This is a genomic window from Sphingopyxis sp. H053 (assembly GCF_001468225.1).
In the GTDB taxonomy this organism is placed as follows: Bacteria; Pseudomonadota; Alphaproteobacteria; order Sphingomonadales; family Sphingomonadaceae; genus Sphingopyxis.
In genome coordinates this window covers 265,659-286,269 of record NZ_LNRU01000005.1, presented here as the reverse complement: position 1 = coordinate 286,269, position 20,611 = coordinate 265,659, and the positions used below count along the sequence as shown (strand labels likewise).

Genomic DNA, 20,611 nt, shown 5'->3' with positions numbered 1-20,611 from the left:
GGGGAATTAGTATGCGAATTTTGTTGATGAGCGCCGCGGCGCTGGCTTTGGCCGCTCCTGCCGGAGCGCAAACGCTTGGCGGCGAGGTCGAAAAGCAGATGCCGTCGCTGATGGCGATCTACAAGGATTTGCACGCCAACCCCGAGCTCAGCTTCATGGAGGTCCGCTCGGCGGGCATTCTCGCCGCCGAGGCGCGCAAGCTGGGCTTCAAGGTTACCGAAAAGGTCGGCGGCACCGGTATCGTCGCGGTGATGGAAAATGGCCCCGGGCCGGTAGTCCTGGTGCGCGCTGACATGGACGGGCTGCCGGTGACCGAGCAGACGGGCCTGCCTGGCGCGTCGAAGATCCGCGTGACGACGAAAGAGGGCGTCGAAACCGGCGTGATGCACGCGTGCGGCCACGACACGCATATGACCGCATGGGTCGGCGTCGCGCGATTGATGGCGGCGAACAAGGCCAAATGGTCGGGCACGCTCGTGATGATCGGCCAGCCCGCCGAAGAACGCGGCGCGGGCGCCCGCATGATGCTCGCCGACGGGCTCTATAAGCGCTTTCCCAAGCCGGAGTATGTGCTGGCGTTCCACGACGCCGCGCAGTTTCCGGCAGGCAAGATCGGCTACACGCCGGGCTATGCCCTCGCCAATGTCGACAGCGTCGACATCACGGTGAAGGGGGTCGGCGGCCACGGCGCCTATCCGCAGACGACCAAGGATCCGATCGTGCTCGCGAGCCGCATCGTTGGCGCGCTCCAGACGCTCGTCTCGCGCGAGATCAGCCCGCTCGACAGCGCGGTGGTGACCGTCGGCAGCTTCCATGCCGGGGCGAAGCACAATATCATTTCGGACGAAGCGAAGCTCCAGCTTACCGTTCGCAGCTATAGCGACGAAGTGCGCGACCACCTGCTCGACGGGATTGCGCGCATCGCAAAGGGCGAGGCGATCGCCGCGGGGATGCCCGACGACAAGATGCCCGTCGTGAGCGTCGACAAGAATGAATATACGCCCTCGACCTTCAACACCCCCGAATTCACCGAGGAGATGGCGGCGTATCTGAAAACAAGCTTTGGAAACGATCGCGTCGTCCAGATGCCGCCGGTGATGGGCGGCGAGGATTTCAGCCGCTTCGGGCGCGAGGACAAGAGCATCAAAAGTCTGATCGTCTGGGTCGGCGGGGTGCCGCAGGCCGAATATGACGCGGCGAAGAAGGAAGGGCGCACCTTGCCGAGCCTCCATTCGCCCTTCTGGGCGCCCGATGCGCCCGCGGTGATTTCGACCGCGACCGAGGCACTGACCGCGATGACGATGAAGCTGATGGCGAAGGGTTAAGAGACGCAGAATCCGGCGGGGGGCTCCAAGCCCGCATTTCACTTGGCGGCGCTGCCGTTTCCCAAATAAATTGGGATGGACCTGTTCGTGAGGCTGTGGTGAGCAAAGGACATGTCGTTCAATGAACCTGCTCCCGGCTTGTCCGCATGCCTCACTGACCGGGAAATGGAAATTCTGCGCCTGTTGGTCGCCGGGCATACCGTAAAGACCATCGCGGCGCGCCTCGGCCGTTCGGAAACGTCGATTAACGAGCGTTTACGCTCCGCCCGCCGCAAGACGGGCGTCGGCAGCAGCCGCGAATTGGCGCGCCTTCTGGACCTCCAAAAAACTTGTGACGAAAATATCGATCTTTCGAAAGAGCGCCCCGCCGTGAAGGACTTGGCGCATGCCGCGACCGTCGGGGTTCGCGGTTCGAAAGGAATGATCGTCATGCTCATCGCAATACCCATGGCCGCTGCCGGATTAATGGTCGCAGTCTCCCCTTCCGCCGATCAGGTCGAAACACCGAACGCCGTTTACAGCGCTGCATCCAGGCCGGTGCCGCTGGTCGGAAGCTGGTCGCTGGACGCATCGCTCATGCCGGAAAAGGAACGCCCTCAACGGGTCACGATGACGTTCCGTCCATCGCAAGATGGCAAATGGACAACGCGTGTCGAAATCGTCGCGCCAGACGGCTCCAGCAGGCATTCGGAATCGACCGCCGCTCTGGACGGCGTCCCCGTACCGATCACCGGAAATATGGATTTCATCGACAGTGTTGCCTTGCGTCAGCCGGCGCCGGACACATTGGTCATGACACTGGGAAAGGCCGGGGCGCGGGTGTCGACGCGAGTCTACACCGTCGCCAAGGATCTGAAATCCATGACCGAAACGATTGTCTGGTCCAGCGACAATCGTCAAAAATTGGAAACGACGCGTTTTAATCGCATCGATTGATCGCGGGTCGGTTTGCACCGCCGGCATCGCGTGGCGCTAACATACCAATCAACCCTGACGCCCCGTGCGTTCCGCAAAGTTGCGGACTTCGCACGCGCGCAGACGATGCCCCTCCCACTTCGACCGGCCGGGCTTGCCCCCGGGCGGTCGCCTTGTCCTTTTCGCGATGCGGAAACGAGCTGGGCGGCCGTAATCCATATCTTCGTCGTCATTCCTCCTTGAAGGCGGCAAAGCTGCCGCCGCGGCCGGCGCCTTCGGTAAAGCGTTTGGCCCCCGCCGCCGCGCCTTCGCGGAGCGCGGCAACCCCGGCATGCGCTTCATGCGCGAGCGCGCCTTTGATGTCGAAATCCCACTGACGATACGCGCTGAGCCGGTCGCTGTTCATGCAGATTTGCGGGAAGGCGGCGATCTGTTTCGCCAGCTCGATCGCGGCGGCAAGCGCCTGGCCGTCGGCAACGACGCGGTCGGCAAGGCCGATGCGCTGCGCCTCGTCGGCGGGGACCGGGCGGCCGGTCAGGATCATGTCGAGGGCGCGGCCCTGGCCGACGATGCGCGGCAGGCGCACGGTGCCGCCGTCGATCAGCGGCACGCCCCAGCGGCGGCAATAGACGCCGAACACCGCGCTCGCCGCCGCGACGCGCAGGTCGCACCAGAGCGCGAGTTCGAGCCCGCCGGCGACGGCGTGTCCTTCGACCGCGGCGATCACCGGCTTGTCGAGCAGCATGCGCGTCGGTCCCATCGGCCCGGGGCCATCTGGGTCGTAGCGCGACGTGCCGACCGCATTGAGGTCGAAGCCCGCGCAGAAATGCCCGTCGCTGCCGGTCAGGATCGCGACGCGCGCATTTTCGTCGGCGGCGAAGGCCGCGAAGACATTCCGCAATGCGACGGCGGTATCGGGATCGACCGCATTACGGCGCGCGGGGCGGTCGATGGTGACGATCGTAACGGGGCCATCGCTCCGGACAAGCATGCTCATTCGAACCCTCCTCCTTTTTCCATCGCAGCGTGCCGGGGCGCCGGGGGACTTGCAAGCGGTGGGGCGACACCCTAAATAAAAGAAATGCGGGCCGGGCCCCTCTGGCGTCGGCGGGACATATCCCGCCACGTGATGTCGGACCGCATCGGGTGACTCCGATGCTCTGGCCCTATCTCCCCCCTGTTTCCGGGGTCCCGGCATCGGCGTCACCTGCTTGATTTCTCAATCAGGAGGCCCTGTATGACTTTGAATCCCAATCTTTATCGCCTGACCGTGCTGCATCGCCAACTCGACGATGCCGAGCGCCGCGAGGTGCGCCGGCGCGGCGCCGATCCGTTCCGATTGCTGCGCCTCAAAACGCTGAAGCTCGCGGTGAAGGAACGGCTTGCCGCGCTGACCCTGGCTTCTTTGGGGCGGCCCGCGCTGCGCCCGGCGCTCGCGCGCTAATCCATCATAACTAAGGACCGAGCACGCTGCCGAAAGGCGGCGCGCTCGGCATATCCAGGGAAATCACCATGGAATTTCTGTTTGCCGACTGGCTGGGCACCCCGGCCTGGTTCTGGCTGTCGTTCATCGCGCTCGTTATCGCGCTCACTGCCTTCGACCTTGGCATTCTCAACAAGGAAAACAAGGAGATGGGGATCGGCGAGAGCTTGAAGCTCTCGGCGCTCTACATCGGTATCGCGACCGCGTTCGGCGCGTGGGTCTGGGCCGCGAAGGGCGGCGAGGCCGGCCTGCAATATTATACCGGCTTCTTCATCGAGAAGGCGCTGTCGATCGACAATATCTTCGTCATCTCGCTGATCTTCACGACCTTCGCGATCCCGCCGCGCTACCAGTATCGCGCGCTCCTCTGGGGCATCGTCGCGGTGATCGTGCTGCGCGGCATCATGATCGCGGGCGGCGCGGCGCTCGTCACCGAATATGGCTGGCTGCTCTATATCTTCGCCGCGTTCCTCGTGTTCACCGGCGTGAAGATGCTGTTCGCGAGCGAAAAGCCGATGGACGTGAAGGGCAATCCGGTGGTCAAGTGGCTGTCGCGCCGGATGCCGATCACTGAGGAACTGCACGGCGAAAAATTCTTCGTGCGCGTGCCCGATACGAAGACCGGCAAGATCGTCCTCGCCGCGACGCCGCTCTTCCTCGCGCTCGTCGTGATCAACCTCGCCGACCTTGTGTTCGCGGTCGACAGCGTGCCGGCGATCTTCGCGATCACGACCGACACCTTCATCGTCTACACGTCGAATATCATGGCGATCCTTGGCCTGCGCGCGCTCTATTTTGCGCTGTCGGCGATGGTCCACCGTTTCCACTATCTCAAATATGCGCTCGCGCTGGTGCTGATCTTTATCGGATCGAAAATCTTCGTTGCCGACTTCGTGCTGGGCGGAGCGAAATTCCCGCCGCTGGTCAGCCTGGGCGTGACGGTAGCCTTGATCGCAGGCGGCATCATCTGGTCGCTGGTCAAGACGCGCGAGGAAGAAGCGGCATTGCCGCAATAAAAATGTCCGCCGGAAGCGCAAGGGCTTCCGACGGACAGGCTTTCCTCCCCAGGAAAGCTCGGGAGGCACGGGGGTCGGGTCGCTGGCCCCCGCGCCAAGATGGGCGACGCGGGGGTTGCAACGGGCCCCCGCGTCTAACTTGTTTACGCGGCGAACTGGTTCATCGTGTTGTCCTTGCCTGCGGCCTTGAGGGCCGCTTCGCCGGCGAAATATTCCTTATGATCGTCGCCGATGTCGCTGCCCGACATATTCTGGTGCTTCACGCAGGCGATGCCCTGGCGGATCTCGGCGCGCTGGACACCCTTGACGTAACCCAGCATCGCTTCGTCGCCGAAATATTCCTTGGCGAGATTGTCGGTCGACAGCGCCGCGGTGTGATAGGTCGGCAGCGTGATCAGGTGGTGGAATATCCCCGCCCGCTTCGCCGAATCGCGCTGGAAGGTACGGATGCGGTTGTCGGCTTCGTCGCCGAGCGGCGTGCCATCATAATCGACGCTCATCAGCTTGGCGCGGTCATAGGCGCTGACGTCCTTGCCGTCCTTCTCCCACGCGTCGAACACCTGCTGGCGGAAGTTCAGCGTCCAGTTGAAGCTCGGCGAATTATTGTACGCGAGCTTCGCGTTGGGGACGACTTCGCGGATGCGGTCGACCATGCCGGCGATCTGTTCGATGTGCGGCTTTTCGGTCTCGATCCACAGCAGGTCGGCGCCGTTCTGCAGCGAAGCGATGCAGTCCATAACGCAACGATCTTCGCCGGTTCCCGAACGGAACTGATAGAGGTTCGAGGGCAGGCGCTTCGGGCGCACCAGCTTGCCGTCGCGGTTGATCAGGACGTCGCCGGGGTTGCCCGCGCCTTCGACCTCTTCGCAATCGAGGAAGCTGTTATACTGGTCGCCAAGGTCGCCGGGTTCCTTCGTGAAGGCGATCTGCTTGGTCAGGCCCGCGCCGAGGCTGTCGGTGCGCGTCACGATGATGCCGTCCTCGACGCCGAGTTCCATGAAGGCGTAGCGGCAGGCGCGGATCTTCGCGATGAAGTCCTCGTGCGGCACGGTGACCTTGCCGTCCTGATGCCCGCACTGCTTTTCGTCCGAGACCTGATTTTCGATCTGGAGTGCGCAGGCGCCGGCCTCGATCATCTTCTTGGCGAGGAGGTAGGTCGCCTCGGCGTTGCCGAAGCCCGCGTCGATGTCGGCGATGATCGGCACGACGTGGGTTTCGTGATTGTCGATCGCGGCCTGGATCTGCTTGGCCTTGAGTTCGTCGCCCTCGGCGCGCGCGGCGTCGAGTTCGCGGAACAGGCCGCCGAGTTCGCGCGCGTCGGCCTGACGCAGGAAGGTGTAGATTTCCTCGATCAGCGCCGGAACGCTGGTCTTTTCGTGCATCGACTGGTCGGGCAGCGGACCGAATTCGCTACGCAGCGCCGCGATCATCCAGCCCGAGAGGTAGATGTAACGTCCCTTGACGGTGCCGAAATGCTTCTTGATCGAGATCATCTTCTGCTGCGCGATGAAGCCGTGCCAGCAGCCCAAGGACTGGGTGTAGTTCGCGGGATCGGCGTCATAGGCGGCCATGTCGGCACGCATGATGCGCGCGGTGTAGCGGGCGACGTCGAGGCCGGTCTTGAACTTGTTCTGGGCGCGCATGCGGGCGATGCTTTCGCCGCTGATGCCGTCCCACGTGCCGTCGTAATCGCGGATGAGGCGGCCTGCCTGCGCCATGTCTTCCTGATAACCCATCGTCATATCCTTGTGCGGAGGTGATGGGTGGAAGTTGGCGAAACTGCCGCCGAAAGTGAAAAGCTTTGTCAATAATATTTGTGAAATATGGCAGATAGGTGTAAATTGGCGTGTAAATTAGTAAAGAAAGTTACACGTGATGGCGGAGCGACGGGTGTTTGCCGGGCCGGCGGTGCGCAAGGTGCGGCGCGAGGCGGCGATGACGCAGGCGGCGATGGCCGATGCGCTCGACATTTCGCCGAGCTATCTCAATCTGATCGAGCATGGCCAGCGGCCGCTCAGCGCGACAGTCATCGTTAAACTGGCTGAACGCTTCGGGTTCGATGCGGCGAAGCTCGGCGCGGAAGACTTGCCCGGTGGGCTCGCCGGACTCCGGCGGCGGCTCGCCGACCCGCGCTTCGCCGACCTCGGCATCGGGACGCACGAGGTCGAGGAGTGGCTCCAGACGGCGCCGGCCACCGCCGCCGCCTTTGCCCGATTGTTCGATGCGGCGCCCGAGGGGCGCGCGGATGGCGAAGGGGATGCGCCCGAAGTTGCCGCGGTGCGCCGCGCGATCGAGAAATGGCGCAACCATTTCCCCGATCTCGACGCGCGTGCCGAGGAGCTGGCCGACGAATTGCGGCTCGCGGGCGGCGATCTTTACGGCACGATTTCGGAGCGTTTGCGCACGCGGCACCAGCTCGGCATCCGCATCCTGCCGAGCGACGTGATGCCCGACCGGCTGCGCTGGCTCGACTGGCACGCGCGGCAATTGATGCTGAACGAACTGCTGCGCCCCGCGTCGCGCACCTTTCAGGCGGCGGCGACGCTGGCGCAGATCGAGGCGAAGGCCGAGATCGACGCGCTCGTCGCGGGCGCCGAATTTGCTGAAACGGCCGCCGCGCGATTGTTCGAGCGCCATCTGATCCAATATTTCGCGGCCGCGCTGATGATGCCGTACAGCCGCTTCCTGCGCGCGTGCGATGCGACGGGTTATGATCTGCTGTTGCTCCAGCGCCGTTTCGGTGCGGGCTATGAGCAGGTCGCGCACCGGTTGACGACGCTCCAGCGTGTCGGCGCGCGCGGGCTGCCCTTCTTCATGCTGCGCATCGACCGCGCGGGGCAGGGGAGCAAACGCTATGCCGGCGCGAGCCAGTCGCCGCTGGTCGACGGCGATGCGCGCTGCCCTTTGTGGGGAGTCCATGAAGCCTTCGCCCGCCCCGGCGAGGTGGTCGCCGATCTGGTCGAACTCGAGGACGGATCGCGCTGGTTCACCCAGTCGCGTTCGGTCGCCGCCCCCGGCGCGACCGGAAGCGGCACGCCCGCGCGCTTTGCCGTGTGTGTCGGGGTCGATGCCAAGGTCGCCGCGCCGTTGATCGCGGCGCGCGGGATCGACCTGATGCGCAGCCCCGCGACGCCGATCGGGCTCGGCTGCCGCCGCTGCACGCGGACGGGCTGTGTCCAGCGTTCGATGCCGCCGCTCGGCCGCCCGCTGCGCTTCCGCGAAGGCGAGCGCGGGGTGAGCGCGTTCGATTTCGCGGGCGATTGACCGAAAATCGCCGATGCGCGGCTTAAATCGACACGCGCCGTGCCGTATTTGGAACGTGGCGCGGTGATCGGCCGCGACGGGACCGAAAATGCTTGTTCGAATAAGACCAGAAGACGTCGAGATCGGCATGTTCATCCACGCCTTTGAAGGGTCGTGGTTCGACCACCCGTTCTGGCGCCGTTATTTTCGGGTCGAGACCCAGGACCAGCTGCAGCGAATCCGCCATTCAGGCATCGATGGCATCGTCATCGACGAAGGGCGCGGCCTTGGCGCGCCCGAAGATCGGCTAGAGACCGAAACCAGAGAAAAGCCGCAGGGCAAGCGTCCGTCGGCATCGAAACGATCGGGGGGCGAGGCCATTTCGCTCCGGGCGGCGGCCACTTTTGCGCCGCCGTCGTCGCCCGCGCGCGACGCGCCACGCCGCCGCCGCGGCTATGCCGGGGAGTGCCGCCGCGCCAAGCGGGCGATCGAGCGGACGTGCGAGGCCGTGGTCGACATGTTCGACGCCGCGCGGCTGGGCCGGGCGGTCGAGGTTCGCCGGATGGTCAAGCTCGCCAGCGCGATCGGCGCCTCGATCGAGCGCGATTCCAAGGCGCTGATCAACCTCGTCCGGCTCAAGGAGAAGGACGAATATACCTATCTTCATTCGGTCGCGGTCTGCGCGCTGATGATCAACTTCGCCCGCCACATGGGGCTCGGACCGCAGGAGGTCGAGGATCTGGGCGTCGCGGGACTGCTGCACGATGTCGGCAAGGTCGCGGTGTCCGACGCGATATTGAACAAGCCCGGCGCACTGTCGAAAGTCGAAATGCGGTCGGTGCGGAGCCATCCGGTCGCCGGTCATCGCCTGCTCGCAAGTTCGCCCGGCGCCCCCGGCCTCGCGCTCGAACTCTGCCTGCGGCATCATGAAAAGATCGACGGGTCGGGTTATCCGGGCGGCCTGAAGGGTGACGAGCTGTCGCTCGCCGCGCGCATGGGGGCGATTTGCGACGTCTATGACGCAGTGACGTCGAACCGGCCGTACAAGGACGCGTGGACGCCGTGCGAGGCGCTGACCGCGATGCAGAAATGGACTGGGCATTTCGACCCCATGCTGCTCGACCGCTTCGCCGATAGCCTGGGGATCTTTCCGGTCGGAACACTGGTCCGGCTGTCGACCGGCGAGCTCGGGGTTATCGCCGGAAGCGCCGGCGATGCGGACGAAGATGTCGTCGTTCGGGTCTTTTTCGACTGCGAGACGCTGTCCGAGATCGAACCCATCGACCGCGCGATCGCGCCGGCGGCCGAACATCCGCGGATCATCAGTCGCGACAGCCCGAATTTCTGGCGCTTTCAAGATTGGGATGCGCTGCGCGTTCGCATCCTTGCGTCGAGCACGGCGTCGGCCGCCGTGCCGGATCCCGATCATCCGATCGGCCCGCGCGGCGCCGACCGATGAGCAGTTCCAACTGACTCACACGCGGCCGATCGCCTGCTGCGCGCGCATCCTTTCGCGCGGAGGATCGTTGATCCTGCTCCTAGCCAAGAGGACCAGCGCTTGAAACTTTCCCCTTTTTTACCGTGCCTTTTCCTGATCGCCGGTTGCAACGCCGCCCCGGACGATAGCGCCAAAAAACCGACATCATCGACGGTCGCCGCCGATCCGGCTTCGTTGGATTTCAAAGATGCCCCGCCCGCCGCGGTTTCATTCAGCGAACCACCGCCGCTTCGCGCGCAAGTCCTGCTCGATCGTCTCGGCTTTTCGCCGGGAGTAATCGATGGAAAGGAAGGGCAGTCCTATACGGCGGCGCTCCGCGGTTTCCAGAAAGCGCATGACCTCGACGACAGCGGCAAACTCGACGCGGCGACGCTGCAGGCGCTGCAACAATGGCAACAGGTTCCCGCGACCCGGCTGGTGATCATTCCCGCCGGCTTTGCTGCGGGGCCGTTCGTTCCGGCGTTTCCGAAAGACGCGGCCGACCAGGCCAAATTGCCCGCGCTGGGCTATCGCAATTTGACCGAAGCGCTCGCCGAACGCTTTCACACCACGCCCGAAACGCTGGTCGCGCTGAACAGCCCCTCGACGCTGGTGGGCGCGGGCCGGCCATTCCGCGTCCCCAACATCCCCGATATCGACCGGGCGACATTGGGCGAGGACGCGCGCGGCTGGAACGGCACGCTCGAACGCCTGGGCGTCGCGCCGACACAGGTCGCAGCCGCAAAGCTGGTGGTCGACAAATCAGAGGGTGTGCTGAAAGTTTATGACGAGGGGGACAAGCTGGTCGCGCAATTTCCTGCCACGATGGGCAGCAGCCGCGACCCGTTGCCTATCGGCAACTGGAAGATTCAGGGCGTGAGCCGCAATCCCGACTTTCATTATAATCCGAAACTGTTCTGGGACGTCAGCGACAGCAAGGAGGCGGTGTTGCTGCAACCCGGGCCGAACAGCCCGGTCGGGGTCGTGTGGCTCGACCTCAACAAGCCGCACTATGGCATTCACGGAACAAGCGAGCCGCATACGATCGGGCGCGCCGAGAGCCACGGCTGCGTCAGGCTGACCAATTGGGACGCCGCGCGTCTGGCGCAGATGGTCAAGCCCGGAACCCCGGCGATCTTCCAGAATTAGCTGCCTTCGGGGCCGCGATGGCCCTTCGCCCGTCGCTGACAGGCGAAGGGTTTTCATGTGTGGCTCAGGCCTTTTGCGCGGCCGTCCAGCGGTCGATCACCGATTCGAGAACCGAGATCGGCATCGCACCCGCCGACAAAGCCGTGTCGTGGAAGCCGCGGATATCGAATTTGTCGCCGAGCGCGGCCTTCGCTTTCTCGCGGATCGCGACCCAGCGCGTTTGCCCGACCATATAGCTCGTCGCCTGGCCCGGCCACACGCAATAGCGCTCGATCTCGGTGACGTTCGACCCTTCGGGGGTGCCGAGCGAGTCGTTATAATAGGCGATCGCCTTCTCGCGGCTCCAGCGGAAGTGGTGGAGGCCAGTGTCGACGACGAGGCGCGCGGCGCGAAACATATAGGATTGCAGATAGCCGAGCTGGCCCCACGGGTCGTTTTCATACACGCCCATTTCGTCGGCGAGCTGCTCGGCATAGAGCCCCCAGCCCTCGGTATAGACCGAATAGGCGGGCAGGCGGCGGAGGCGCGGGATGCCCTCGGCCTCCTGCGCGAGCGCGATCTGGTGGTGATGGCCCGGCGTCGCTTCGTGATAGGTCAGCGTCGGCAGCGTCCACGATGGGTTTTCGGCGGTGTCGCGCAGGTTGATGTAATAGGCGCCGGGGCGCGAACCATCGAGCGCCGGGATCTGGTAATAGCCGCCGGGCGCGCCCGCCTCGATCTCGGGCGGCACGCGGCGGATATCGCACTTCGCCTTGGGCAGCCGGCCAAAGGCTTCGGGCAGGCGGCGCTGCATTTCCTGGATCTGCTCGTTCAATTTGGCGATCAGGTCGGCCTTGCCCTTGTCGGTGTTGGGATAAAGGAAACGCGGGTCCTTGCCGAGTTCGCGCATCCGCTGCGCGACCGTCCCCTTGGACATGCCCTGCTTCTTGAAGATCGCGTCGGCGCGCGCGGTGAGCGCCGCCATGCGGTCGAGCCCGAGCTTGTGCACCTCCTCGGCCGACATGCCCGTCGTCGTCGCATAGCGCAGCGCATAGGCATAATATTCGTCGCCCTTGGGCAGGCGCCACACGCCGGCGTCGTGCGTCGCACGCGGGCGCACGGCGGTGAGTTCGGCGGCCTGGCGGCGCATCGCGGGATAGATTTTGCTCTCGACGATCGCGGCGCAGCGCTTCGCCCAGTCGCCGGGAATCGCGGCGGTCTTGGTTTTGAGGTTGGTGGTCAGGATATTCGCATCGGGGGCGGGTGCCATGATGCTTTCGAAGAGGGCCAGCGTGCGGTCGATGACGAAATCGGGCGGGATGACGCTGGCGGCGTGATCGGCCTTGATGCGGCCGGTTTCATTGTCGAGCTGCACCGCGAAATCAGCGCAGCGTGAAAGATAGGCTTCGGCATCGGCGGCGTTGGCGATGCTGTGCTGGTTGACGAGGAAATCGGGGATCGAGCGATAGGTGCCGCTCAATTGCGTCACTGGATGCGGTTCAGGCCAGCTATGAAGTCCGTAGCTGAAGGTGTCGTAAGCCTTGACATAATCCTCCCACGGGCCGCGGAACGTCTCGTAATTGACGAGGTCCATGCCCGAGAGTTTCTTCGGGTCGATCGTTTTCAGTTCCTTGAGCCCGGTGCGATAGAGGTCGTGGGATTTCTTGATCCCGGCGGGCGAGCGGTCGGCGAGTTTCGCTTTCGCCGCGGCGCGGTCGCCCTTGTCGGCGCCGAGCGACGTCGCGAATTCGGGGTCCTGGTCGAGCAGCATGTCGTAGATGCGCTCGTAGATCGCGGTCAGCCGCGCGCCTTCGCCGTCGGGCGCCGCGGCGAACGCGGTGCGCGGACGGACGCCGGCGAGCATCGAGGAAGCCGCGGCGGCGGCGAGTAGGGTGCGACGGTCGAACATGGGGCGATCTCCAGAACAGCTATGGCGCGCTCCAGTGGAGGCGCCTCATGGGTGTACTGGTATAGCAAGTCACCGCGGGTGCAAGTGCTTGATGCGACTTCGCTCTATTCGCGCGCCTTGGCCGCCGCGCGGACCTCTTGCGACCGCCCGAGCGGGATCACCAATATGTCGTCGCCGTCGACGATCACCGCAATATTGTCCATGCCGAGGATCGACACGCGCTTGTCGCCCGCGCGGACCAGATTGCCGCGGCTTTCGTGGAGAAAGGCGTCGCCCGTGACGGCATTGTCGGCGCCGTCCTTGTCGGCGAGCGCATGGATCGTGTGCCAGCAGCCGAGATCGGACCAACCCATCGCCACGGGGACGACCGCGACGCGATCATCCTTTTCCATCACCGCATAATCGATCGAATCGGACGGCGCCTTCGCGAACTCGATTGCGTCGGCATAGAGCGCGTCGCCGTCGCGCATACCCGCCGCGACGGAGTTGTCCGCTGCCTCGAAGATCGCGCGGCAATGCGTCAGCATCGCATCGCGCATCCGTGCGGCGCGGAACAGGAAAATCCCGGCGTTCCAGCTGTATCCGCCGGCAGCGAGCATGGCTTCGGCATCGGCGAGCGGGGGCTTTTCGACGAAACGATCGACCGCGAAGCCCCAGGATTCATCGGCGCCGCCGAGCGGGCGTCCGGCGGCGATATAGCCGAAGCCCGTTTCGGGGCTGTCGGGCGTGATGCCAAAGGTGACGAGCCAGTCCTGCTGCGCGAGGCGCACCCCCTTGGCGATCGCGGCGTGAAAGGCGGGAACGTCGGCGATCACATGATCGCTCGGCATCACGAGCAGCAAAGTGTCGGCATCGGCCTGCGCGACCGCGAGCGCGATCGCCGCGGCGGTGTTGCGCGGCATCGGTTCGACGAGCAGCGTTTCCTCACGGTCGTCCATCTGTTCGCGAACCATCGCGACATGCCCGTCGCCGCACAGGACGATCGGGGGGAGAAAGTCGGGACCGGCAGGGGTGCGCTCGACAGTCTGGCGAAACAGGCTGCGCTGGCCGTGAAGCAGCAGGAACTGCTTGGCGCGGGGGCCGCGCGATTCGGGCCAAAGCCGGGTACCGGCACCGCCGCACAGGATTACAGGCTGGATCATCAGCGTCATAAGTTCGAGTTTATCGCGTTGGAAGCGGCGGGTCACCCTGTCATTGCGGATATGGGGAGTGTAAAATTAACCGACAGTTGACGCCTCGGCTGTAGTATCGAGCGCGCGAAAGGTCCCCATGTTCCGGCTGTTTAAACATTATGTCCCGCACGCCGTCGTCTGGCTGGCGCTGATCGAATTTTTCGCGCTGCTCGGCTCGGCCGAGGGGGCGTGGCATCTTTATGCGCAGCAGGCGGGGTTCGACGCCGGGCCGCTCGCGGGCCGCTGGCTGCCGCTGCTGACCTTCGGCCTTGCCAATTCGCTCGCGATGATGGCGACCGGAATGTACGGGAACGAGGGGCTGCGCTCGATGCGTTTCGCCACCGCGCGCCTGCTCGCGGCGATTTCGCTCGGCGTGATTTTCCTTTCGGTGCTCGGCTTCCTGTTGCCGACCGCGACGCTGTGGCGCGCCAACAGCCTGTACGCGATGATCTTTGCCATCGCGGTGCTGTTCGTCATCCGCCTCGCGCTGACGCAGTCATCGGGGACCGAGGCGTTCCGGCGCCGCATCCTCGTTCTTGGCGCCGGGCCGCGCGCCGCGCGCCTTGCGGCGCTTGCCGACGCGCCGGGGAGCGGGCTCGAAATGGTCGGCTTCATTGCGATGAGTGCGACCGAAAGGACCGTGCCGGGCGCCGTGCCGCGCGAAGCCCTCGACAATCTGTCTGACCATGTCGTGATGCTGCGCGCGGGCGAAGTCGTGCTCGCGCTGGAGGAACGGCGCAACGCGCTGCCGCTGAACGACCTGCTGCGCGTCAAGACGACGGGTGTGCATGTCAACGATATCGCGAGTTTTATCGAGCGCGAAACGGGACGCGTCGACCTTGCGACGACGAACCCCAGCGGGCTGATCTTTTCCGACGGATTTTCGGCGGGACAACGGATTTCGAAGGTCGGCAAGCGGCTGTTCGACATCCTCGCCAGCCTGCTTGTGCTGGTCGTCGGCCTGCCGCTGATCATCGTCGCGGGGATCGCGGTGATCCTCGATAGCCGCGGCCCGGTCTTTTACCGCCAGCCGCGCATCGGGCTATTCGGCGAACCCTATGACATCTTCAAGATTCGTTCGATGCGCACCGATGCCGAGGCGGCGGGCAAAGCGGTGTGGGCGAGCGAAAACGACCCGCGCGTCACCCGCGTCGGCCGCATCATCCGCAAGCTGCGCATCGACGAGCTGCCGCAGACCTGGTGCGTGCTGAAGGGCGACATGAGCTTTGTCGGGCCGCGCCCCGAACGGCCGAGCTTCGTCGAGGAACTCGAAAAGAAGCTGCCCTTTTATGCCGAACGCCACATGGTGAAGCCGGGCCTGACCGGCTGGGCGCAGATCAACTATCCCTATGGCGCCTCGGTCGAGGACGCGCGCGTCAAGCTGGAATATGACCTCTATTACGCCAAGAATTATTCGCCCTTCCTCGACCTTTTGATCCTGCTCCAGACCGTACGCGTCGTGCTGTGGCCGGAGGGCGCGCGGTAGCCGTGGGCGCGCTGGCCGGCCTGTCCCAGATCCTGTCGGGCCTTGCGCTGGCGGGCTTTACCGGTGTCACTTTGTGGCTGCTGATGCGGCCGCGCGCGCGGATGGCGGCATTGATGCCGGCGCCGCGGTTGCTCGCCGTAACCGCAGCCGCCACCGCGCTGTGGTGCGCAGCGATGGCCGTCTATGGCGCCGGATCGTCGCAATCTTTGGTCGTGCAGACGGTGCGCGACCTCGCCATGCTCCTCTGGTTGGGGGCAACCTTCTGGTCGCCGCGTGCGCCGATGTCGCGGCCGCTGCGCCTGATCGCACGCATGCTCGCGACGATCTGCCTGCTGGCGCTGCTGCTCGGCGCGGCGGCGCATTTGCGCGCCGGAGCGGCGGCCGAACCATGGATGACGCCGACGCTGGGCTTTGCCGCGACGGTCGTCGCGATCGGCGGACTGCTGATGATCGACGCCGGGGTTCGCCATGCGAGCGCGGGGCAACGCATGCCCGTGATGGCGGTCGCCGGCGGGTTTGCGATGCTGTGGGCCTATGAGCTCAACGTCCAGCTGATCGGTGCGCTGACCGGCGAAATCGCGTCGACGCTGATCGCCCTGCTTCCGGCGATCGTATTGCTCACGCTGCCGGTCTATATTGTCGCCGCGATGGACATCGGGCGCGAGCGGATGCGCCTGTCGCGCACCGCCGCGACGCGCACGCTGATCCTGCTCGGCGCCGCCGCCTATCTGATCGTGATCGCGCTGACCGGTGCCGTCGCGCGCGTCGCCGGCGGCGACTATGCCGAACTGGCGCAGGCGATCTCGCTGCTCGTCGCGCTCGGCACTGGCGGACTGATGCTCGCCTCGGCGCGATCGCGGGCGTGGCTGTCGGTGATGATTTCCAAGCATTTCTTCGAGCATCGCTATGACTATCGCGCCGAATGGATGCGCTTTACCGCGACATTGGGGCAGGGTGCCCAAGGCGATGGGGGCGAGGACGACCGCAATCTGCACCGCCGCGTCGCCAAGGCGCTCGCCGAACTGACCGGAAGCCCCGGCGCGTTGCTGATGCTGCCCGGCGCATCGGGGGGCTTTCGCATCGCCGAGCATTGGCATTGGCCGGACGGCGCGAGCGAGGATGCCATGCTCTCGTTGCGGTCGGCCTTCATGCTGCAGGAAACGCAGCATATCGTCGACCTCGATGCCGAGCGCCGGGGTCATCCCGGCGAGGATCTGGCGATCCCCGAGTGGCTGATCGCCGATACGCGCGCTTGGGTGGTCGTGCCAGTGCTGCATTTCCAGCGGATGATCGCGGTCGTCGTGCTGCATCGGCCCGCGGTGTCACGCGCGCTCGATTGGGAGGATCTCGACGTGCTGCGCATCGCGGGGCAGCAGGCGGCAAGCTATCTCGCCGAATCGCAGAGCCAGCAGGCCTTGTCGGAGGCGCGGCGGTTCGACGAATTCAACCGGCGCTTTGCCTTCATCATGCACGACATCAAGAATCTGGCGAGCCAGATCGGGCTGCTCGCGCGCAACGCCGAGCGTCACGCCGACAAGCCCGATTTCCGCGCCGATATGATCGAGACGCTGAAGATTTCGGCGGGGCGCCTCAGCGACCTCCTCGTCCGCCTGTCGCCGCGCGAGCGCGGGCCAGCGGCAGAGGCGGGGCGGACGCTGGTCGAGCCGGTGCTGAACGAGATCGCGGCCGAAATGCGTCCGCGCCGCGCGCTGTTCGTCGGTTGTCAGGCGGGGCTGTCGGCATGGGCCGATGCGGGGGCGGTCCGGCAGATCGTGCAGCATCTTGTCGCCAATGCGATCGATGCGTCGGCGCCTGACACCTCGGTCCAGGTCGTCGCGGTGGCCGAACAGGGGCGCGTGCGGATCGACGTGATCGACCAGGGCTGCGGCATGACGCGCGATTTCATCCGCGACGAGCTGTTTAAACCGTTCGTGTCGACGAAGGAATCGGGTTTCGGGCTGGGGGCGTTCGAAGCGCTGCAGATCGCGCAGGCGATGGGCGGGGCGATCGAGGTGGCGAGCGAGCCGGGCAAGGGGAGCAGCTTCACGCTGTGGCTGCCGCTCGCCGATGCCCGGGGCGACGCGGGGGTCGACGCGCGTGTGATGAAAGTGGGGCATAAATGACCGATAGCGGGGCCAATCTGCGCAAATTGCTGGTGGTCGAGGACGACCCGGGGCTGCAGACGCAGCTCAAATGGGCGTATGAGGATTATCAGGTGCTCGTCGCGGGCGACCATGATGCCGCGATCGAGTTGCTGCGCGCCGAGGAACCCGATGTGGTGACGCTCGACCTTGGCCTGCCGCCCGATCCCGACGGCACGCGCGAGGGGTTCCGGACGCTGAAAGCGATCCTCGAAGCCAAGCCCGACACCAAAGTGATTGTCGTGTCGGGGCACGGCGAACGCGCGAGCGCGCTGACCGCGATCGCGAGCGGCGCGTGGGACTTCTATCAAAAGCCGATCGACATCGACGAGCTGGGGCTGATCGTGGCCCGTGCCTTCCATGTGCGCGAGCTCGAGGTCGAGAATGCGCGGCTCGCCGAGCAGGGTTCGAGCGACAATCGCGTGCTCGGCGGGATGATCACCGGGGCGCCCGAGATGCAGAAAGTGGCGCGCACGATCGAGCGCGTCGCGAACCTCGACGTCTCTGTGATGCTGCTCGGCGCGAGCGGCACCGGCAAGGAATTGCTCGCGCGCGGACTGCACGAGGCGAGCGGGCGGCGCGACGGGGCGTTCGTCGCGATCAACTGCGCTGCAATCCCCGAGAATCTGCTCGAAAGCGAGCTGTTCGGGCACGAGAAGGGGGCGTTCACGGGCGCGGTCAAGACGACCGAGGGCAAGATCGAGCTCGCGCATGGCGGGACGCTCTTCCTCGACGAGGTCGGCGACATTCCGCTGCCGCTCCAGGTCAAGCTGCTGCGCTTTCTGCAGGAGCGGACGATCGAGCGCATCGGCGGGCGCAAGGCGATCGCGGTCGATACAAGGATCGTGTGCGCGACGCACCGCGACCTCGATGCGATGATCGCCGACCAGAGCTTTCGCGACGACCTTTATTATCGGCTCGCCGAGATGGTCGTAAAGATTCCATCGCTCGCCGAGCGCCCGGGCGATGCGGTGCTGCTCGCGCGGCATTTCCTCCACCAATATGCGCCCGAGATGAACCCCGGTGTGCGCGGCTTCGCGCCCGACGCGTTGCAGGCGATCGACGAGGGGCGCTGGCCGGGCAATGTCCGCGAGCTGGAAAACCGCATCAAGCGCGCCGTGATCATGGCCGATGGCAAGCTGGTGATGCGCGAGGATCTCGATATGGCGGGCGGCGAGGCGGAAGGCGAGGAGGCGTGGCTCAACCTGCGCAGCGCGCGCGAAGCCGCCGACCGCGTCGCGATCCGCCGCGCTATGACGCAGAGCGAGGGCAATATTTCGGCGGCCGCCAAGCTGCTCGGGATCAGCCGCCCGACGCTCTACGACCTGCTCAAACAATATCGGATGCAGGCCTGAATGGATTTAGGCCGCTTCTGGACAAAGGCGCTGCTGCTGGCGGCGCTGCTGCTCGGAGCGTGCGGCGACGGGGCGTCGTCCGCGCCGCGCAAGGCGCTCGCGGAGCGCCGCGCTGCCCTCGAGAACGCCATCGCGAGCGATCCCAAGGTCATTGTCGAGCGTGTCGAACTGGCGCGCGTCGCGATCAAACTGGGCGACGGGGTCGGGGCCGAGGCGGCGGTCAAGGGCGCGATCGGTGCGGGCGCCAAGGAAGCGGCGCTTCGCCCGCTCTTGGCGCGCGCCTATGCAATGCAGGATGAGGGGAGCCGTGCGCTCCAGACGCTCGACGACGGCCCGATCATTCCCGAGATGATCGGGGAGGCGGCGTGGGTCGCGGGCGACGTGCACCTCGGCAATGGCGATCTGGCCGCCGCGCGCGAAGCCTATGACCGCGCGGTGCACGAACTGCCGCGCTCGTCGGCCTTGTGGGTCGACGTCGCGCGCTTTCGCGATGCCAATGCCGACACGCTCGGCGCGCGCGACGCGGTCGATTATGCGATCGAACTCGACAAGGCGAACAGCGCGGCGCTGGCGTTCAAGGCGAACCTCGTGCGGACCGAGGATGGGCTCAACGCGTCGCTCGCCTGGTACGAAGACGCGCTTGCCGCCGATCCAGACAATGAAGATGCGCTGATCGAGCAGGCGGCGACGCTCGGCGACCTCGGGCGCTACCGCGACATGCTCGCATCGCTGCGCCGCGCCGCGACGATCGTCCCGCGCGATCCGCGTCTCTTCTATCTGCAGGGGGTGCTCGCGGCGCGCGCCGACAATTACCGGCTCGCGCGCAGCCTGCTCCAGCGCACGCGCGGCGAACTCGACGCGCAGCCGTCGTTCATGCTGCTGAGCGCGATCGTCGAACTCGAACTCGGCGGCGAAGCGGTGGCCGCGACCTGGGCCGACCGGCTGCTGGCCGAGCAGCCGGAGAATTTTACCGCACGCCGCATCCTCGCGGCCGCCGAATGGAGCGATGGCGACGCCGACGCCGCGCTCGCCGCCTTGCTGCCGCTGGTCCAGCGGCCCGACGCCGACAGCTGGTCGCTGCTGCTCGCATCGCGCGCGGCGGCGGAACTCGGCCGGCGCATCGAATCGGCGGACTATCTGGGGCGCGCGGCGGCGCTGGCGCCCGGCGAGGCGGTGCCCTTTGCCGCCGACAATGACTATGGCCTGCTGACGTTGGCGGCCGATGCCGAGCCGCTCAATCCGGCTAGTGCGATTCCCGCTATTTCGGCCGATTTGACGAGTGGCAATGGCGCGCGAGCGATCGCGCGCGCCACGCGGCTCCGCGATGCGAACCGCGGCGTTGCCGACGCGCATATCCTACTGGGCGATGCGGCGCTGGCGGCGGGACGTACTGAGCTGGCGGTGCAGGCGTATCGCGCCGCGCGCGATCTCGATGCGAGCGAGCGCACCACATTGCGGCTCGCCAATGCGCTGTTCCGCGCGGGGGATGCCGCGGGTTCGGGCGCTGCGATCCTCGCGCTGCAGCGCAGCCAGCCGTCGAGCATCGCCGCCGACCGATTGTCCGGGCATCTGGCGATGGACCTCGAACATTGGGACCAGGCGATCGCGCATTTCGAACGCGTACGCCGGCGGATCGGCAATCGCGACGTCGTGGTGCTCCGCGAACTGGCGCGGGCGTGGGCGGCGAAAGGCGACGATGCGCGCGCGCTGCCGCTGATCGACCGCGCCTATCGGTTGCAGCCGCTCAATGCCGGGATCATGGAGTTTTACGCGGACCTGCTCGAACGCCGCGGCAGCAAACAAGCGGCGACGGACCTGCGCGACAAGGCGGCGCAGATCGGGCGGTAGGTGGAGGAATGTCGGCTAACGACCGATTGCCGCCCTATCTTTCATCGTCATCCCGGACTTGATCCGGGATCCATGACCGCACCATCGTTATGGACCCCGGATCAAGTCCGGGG

The 20,611-nt window shown here is 65.7% G+C and carries 15 protein-coding genes; 11 read left to right on the top strand and 4 right to left on the bottom strand.

Features of this window, described 5'->3' with window-relative positions; translation table 11 throughout:
* The first annotated feature begins 11 nt into the window (after positions 1 to 11).
* A complete protein-coding gene (locus tag ATE70_RS11730) occupies positions 12 to 1,325 on the top strand; it encodes an amidohydrolase (RefSeq protein WP_058538076.1) in 1,314 nt (437 codons plus the stop codon).
* A gap of 111 nt (positions 1,326 to 1,436) precedes the next feature.
* On the top strand, positions 1,437 to 2,261 hold the full coding sequence (locus ATE70_RS11725) for a helix-turn-helix domain-containing protein (RefSeq protein WP_231732639.1): 825 nt from the start codon (positions 1,437 to 1,439) through the stop codon (positions 2,259 to 2,261).
* 208 nt (positions 2,262 to 2,469) lie between these two features.
* On the opposite strand, the gene ATE70_RS11720 is transcribed toward ATE70_RS11725, so the two are convergent.
* Complete coding sequence (locus ATE70_RS11720) at positions 2,470 to 3,237, bottom strand: crotonase/enoyl-CoA hydratase family protein (protein WP_058538075.1); 768 nt, start codon at positions 3,235 to 3,237, stop codon at positions 2,470 to 2,472.
* A gap of 240 nt (positions 3,238 to 3,477) precedes the next feature.
* Between ATE70_RS11720 and ATE70_RS11715 the strand changes: the two genes are divergently transcribed.
* Both ATE70_RS11715 and ATE70_RS11710 read left to right on the top strand, forming a co-directional pair.
* Positions 3,478 to 3,684, top strand: coding sequence for a DUF465 domain-containing protein (locus ATE70_RS11715; RefSeq protein WP_058538074.1), 207 nt, complete (start codon positions 3,478 to 3,480; stop codon positions 3,682 to 3,684).
* 68 nt (positions 3,685 to 3,752) lie between these two features.
* Positions 3,753 to 4,739, top strand: a complete 987-nt coding sequence (locus tag ATE70_RS11710) for a TerC family protein (RefSeq protein WP_058538073.1) — start codon at positions 3,753 to 3,755, stop codon at positions 4,737 to 4,739.
* A gap of 143 nt (positions 4,740 to 4,882) precedes the next feature.
* On the opposite strand, the gene ATE70_RS11705 is transcribed toward ATE70_RS11710, so the two are convergent.
* Complete coding sequence (locus ATE70_RS11705) at positions 4,883 to 6,475, bottom strand: isocitrate lyase (protein WP_058538230.1); 1,593 nt, start codon at positions 6,473 to 6,475, stop codon at positions 4,883 to 4,885.
* A gap of 139 nt (positions 6,476 to 6,614) precedes the next feature.
* Here ATE70_RS11705 and ATE70_RS11700 point away from each other — a divergent pair, with 139 nt between their 5' ends.
* From ATE70_RS11700 to ATE70_RS11690, 3 genes are all read left to right on the top strand, one after another.
* A complete protein-coding gene (locus ATE70_RS11700) occupies positions 6,615 to 8,003 on the top strand; it encodes a helix-turn-helix domain-containing protein (protein ID WP_058538072.1) in 1,389 nt (462 codons plus the stop codon).
* Between the two features lie 88 nt (positions 8,004 to 8,091).
* The gene (locus ATE70_RS11695) at positions 8,092 to 9,441 is read left to right on the top strand and encodes an HD-GYP domain-containing protein (RefSeq protein WP_082639419.1); all 1,350 of its coding nucleotides are present in this window, start codon (positions 8,092 to 8,094) and stop codon (positions 9,439 to 9,441) included.
* A gap of 99 nt (positions 9,442 to 9,540) precedes the next feature.
* Entirely contained in the window at positions 9,541 to 10,608 is a 1,068-nt protein-coding gene (locus ATE70_RS11690; protein WP_058538070.1) for a L,D-transpeptidase family protein, read from the top strand.
* Positions 10,609 to 10,672: 64 nt separating this feature from the next.
* Here ATE70_RS11690 and ATE70_RS11685 read toward each other — a convergent pair whose 3' ends face one another.
* Positions 10,673 to 12,496, bottom strand: a complete 1,824-nt coding sequence (locus ATE70_RS11685; RefSeq protein ID WP_058538069.1) for a DUF885 domain-containing protein — start codon at positions 12,494 to 12,496, stop codon at positions 10,673 to 10,675.
* Between the two features lie 104 nt (positions 12,497 to 12,600).
* The gene (locus ATE70_RS11680; RefSeq protein WP_231732641.1) at positions 12,601 to 13,638 is read right to left on the bottom strand and encodes a mannose-1-phosphate guanylyltransferase; all 1,038 of its coding nucleotides are present in this window, start codon (positions 13,636 to 13,638) and stop codon (positions 12,601 to 12,603) included.
* Positions 13,639 to 13,765: 127 nt separating this feature from the next.
* Between ATE70_RS11680 and ATE70_RS11675 the strand changes: the two genes are divergently transcribed.
* Genes ATE70_RS11675 through ATE70_RS11660 form a run of 4 tightly spaced genes read left to right on the top strand, consistent with a single transcriptional unit; the run spans position 13,766 to position 20,498 of the window.
* Entirely contained in the window at positions 13,766 to 15,154 is a 1,389-nt protein-coding gene (locus ATE70_RS11675) for a TIGR03013 family XrtA/PEP-CTERM system glycosyltransferase (protein ID WP_058538067.1), read from the top strand.
* A gap of 2 nt (positions 15,155 to 15,156) precedes the next feature.
* Entirely contained in the window at positions 15,157 to 17,277 is a 2,121-nt protein-coding gene (prsK, locus tag ATE70_RS11670) for an XrtA/PEP-CTERM system histidine kinase PrsK (protein WP_058538066.1), read from the top strand.
* Positions 17,274 to 18,650, top strand: coding sequence for a PEP-CTERM-box response regulator transcription factor (gene prsR, locus ATE70_RS11665; protein WP_058538065.1), 1,377 nt, complete (start codon positions 17,274 to 17,276; stop codon positions 18,648 to 18,650). Before prsK ends, prsR begins: the two co-directional genes overlap by 4 nt.
* The gene (locus ATE70_RS11660) at positions 18,651 to 20,498 is read left to right on the top strand and encodes a tetratricopeptide repeat protein (RefSeq protein ID WP_058538064.1); all 1,848 of its coding nucleotides are present in this window, start codon (positions 18,651 to 18,653) and stop codon (positions 20,496 to 20,498) included.
* Positions 20,499 to 20,611: the final 113 nt, after the last annotated feature.

Excerpts from the sequence above, each read along its gene's own strand:
- ATE70_RS11725 (WP_231732639.1), top strand. The coding sequence starts at position 1,437 with ATGTCGTTCAATGAACCTGCTCCCGGCTTGTCCGCATGCCTCACTGAC.
- ATE70_RS11720 (WP_058538075.1), bottom strand. The coding sequence starts at position 3,237 with ATGAGCATGCTTGTCCGGAGCGATGGCCCCGTTACGATCGTCACCATC.
- ATE70_RS11695 (WP_082639419.1), top strand. The coding sequence starts at position 8,092 with ATGCTTGTTCGAATAAGACCAGAAGACGTCGAGATCGGCATGTTCATC.
- ATE70_RS11705 (WP_058538230.1), bottom strand. The coding sequence starts at position 6,475 with ATGGGTTATCAGGAAGACATGGCGCAGGCAGGCCGCCTCATCCGCGAT.
- ATE70_RS11730 (WP_058538076.1), top strand. The coding sequence starts at position 12 with ATGCGAATTTTGTTGATGAGCGCCGCGGCGCTGGCTTTGGCCGCTCCT.
- ATE70_RS11675 (WP_058538067.1), top strand. The coding sequence starts at position 13,766 with ATGTTCCGGCTGTTTAAACATTATGTCCCGCACGCCGTCGTCTGGCTG.
- ATE70_RS11710 (WP_058538073.1), top strand. The coding sequence starts at position 3,753 with ATGGAATTTCTGTTTGCCGACTGGCTGGGCACCCCGGCCTGGTTCTGG.
- ATE70_RS11715 (WP_058538074.1), top strand. The coding sequence starts at position 3,478 with ATGACTTTGAATCCCAATCTTTATCGCCTGACCGTGCTGCATCGCCAA.
- prsR (WP_058538065.1), top strand. The coding sequence starts at position 17,274 with ATGACCGATAGCGGGGCCAATCTGCGCAAATTGCTGGTGGTCGAGGAC.
- ATE70_RS11680 (WP_231732641.1), bottom strand. The coding sequence starts at position 13,638 with ATGATCCAGCCTGTAATCCTGTGCGGCGGTGCCGGTACCCGGCTTTGG.
- ATE70_RS11660 (WP_058538064.1), top strand. The coding sequence starts at position 18,651 with ATGGATTTAGGCCGCTTCTGGACAAAGGCGCTGCTGCTGGCGGCGCTG.
- ATE70_RS11685 (WP_058538069.1), bottom strand. The coding sequence starts at position 12,496 with ATGTTCGACCGTCGCACCCTACTCGCCGCCGCCGCGGCTTCCTCGATG.
- ATE70_RS11700 (WP_058538072.1), top strand. The coding sequence starts at position 6,615 with ATGGCGGAGCGACGGGTGTTTGCCGGGCCGGCGGTGCGCAAGGTGCGG.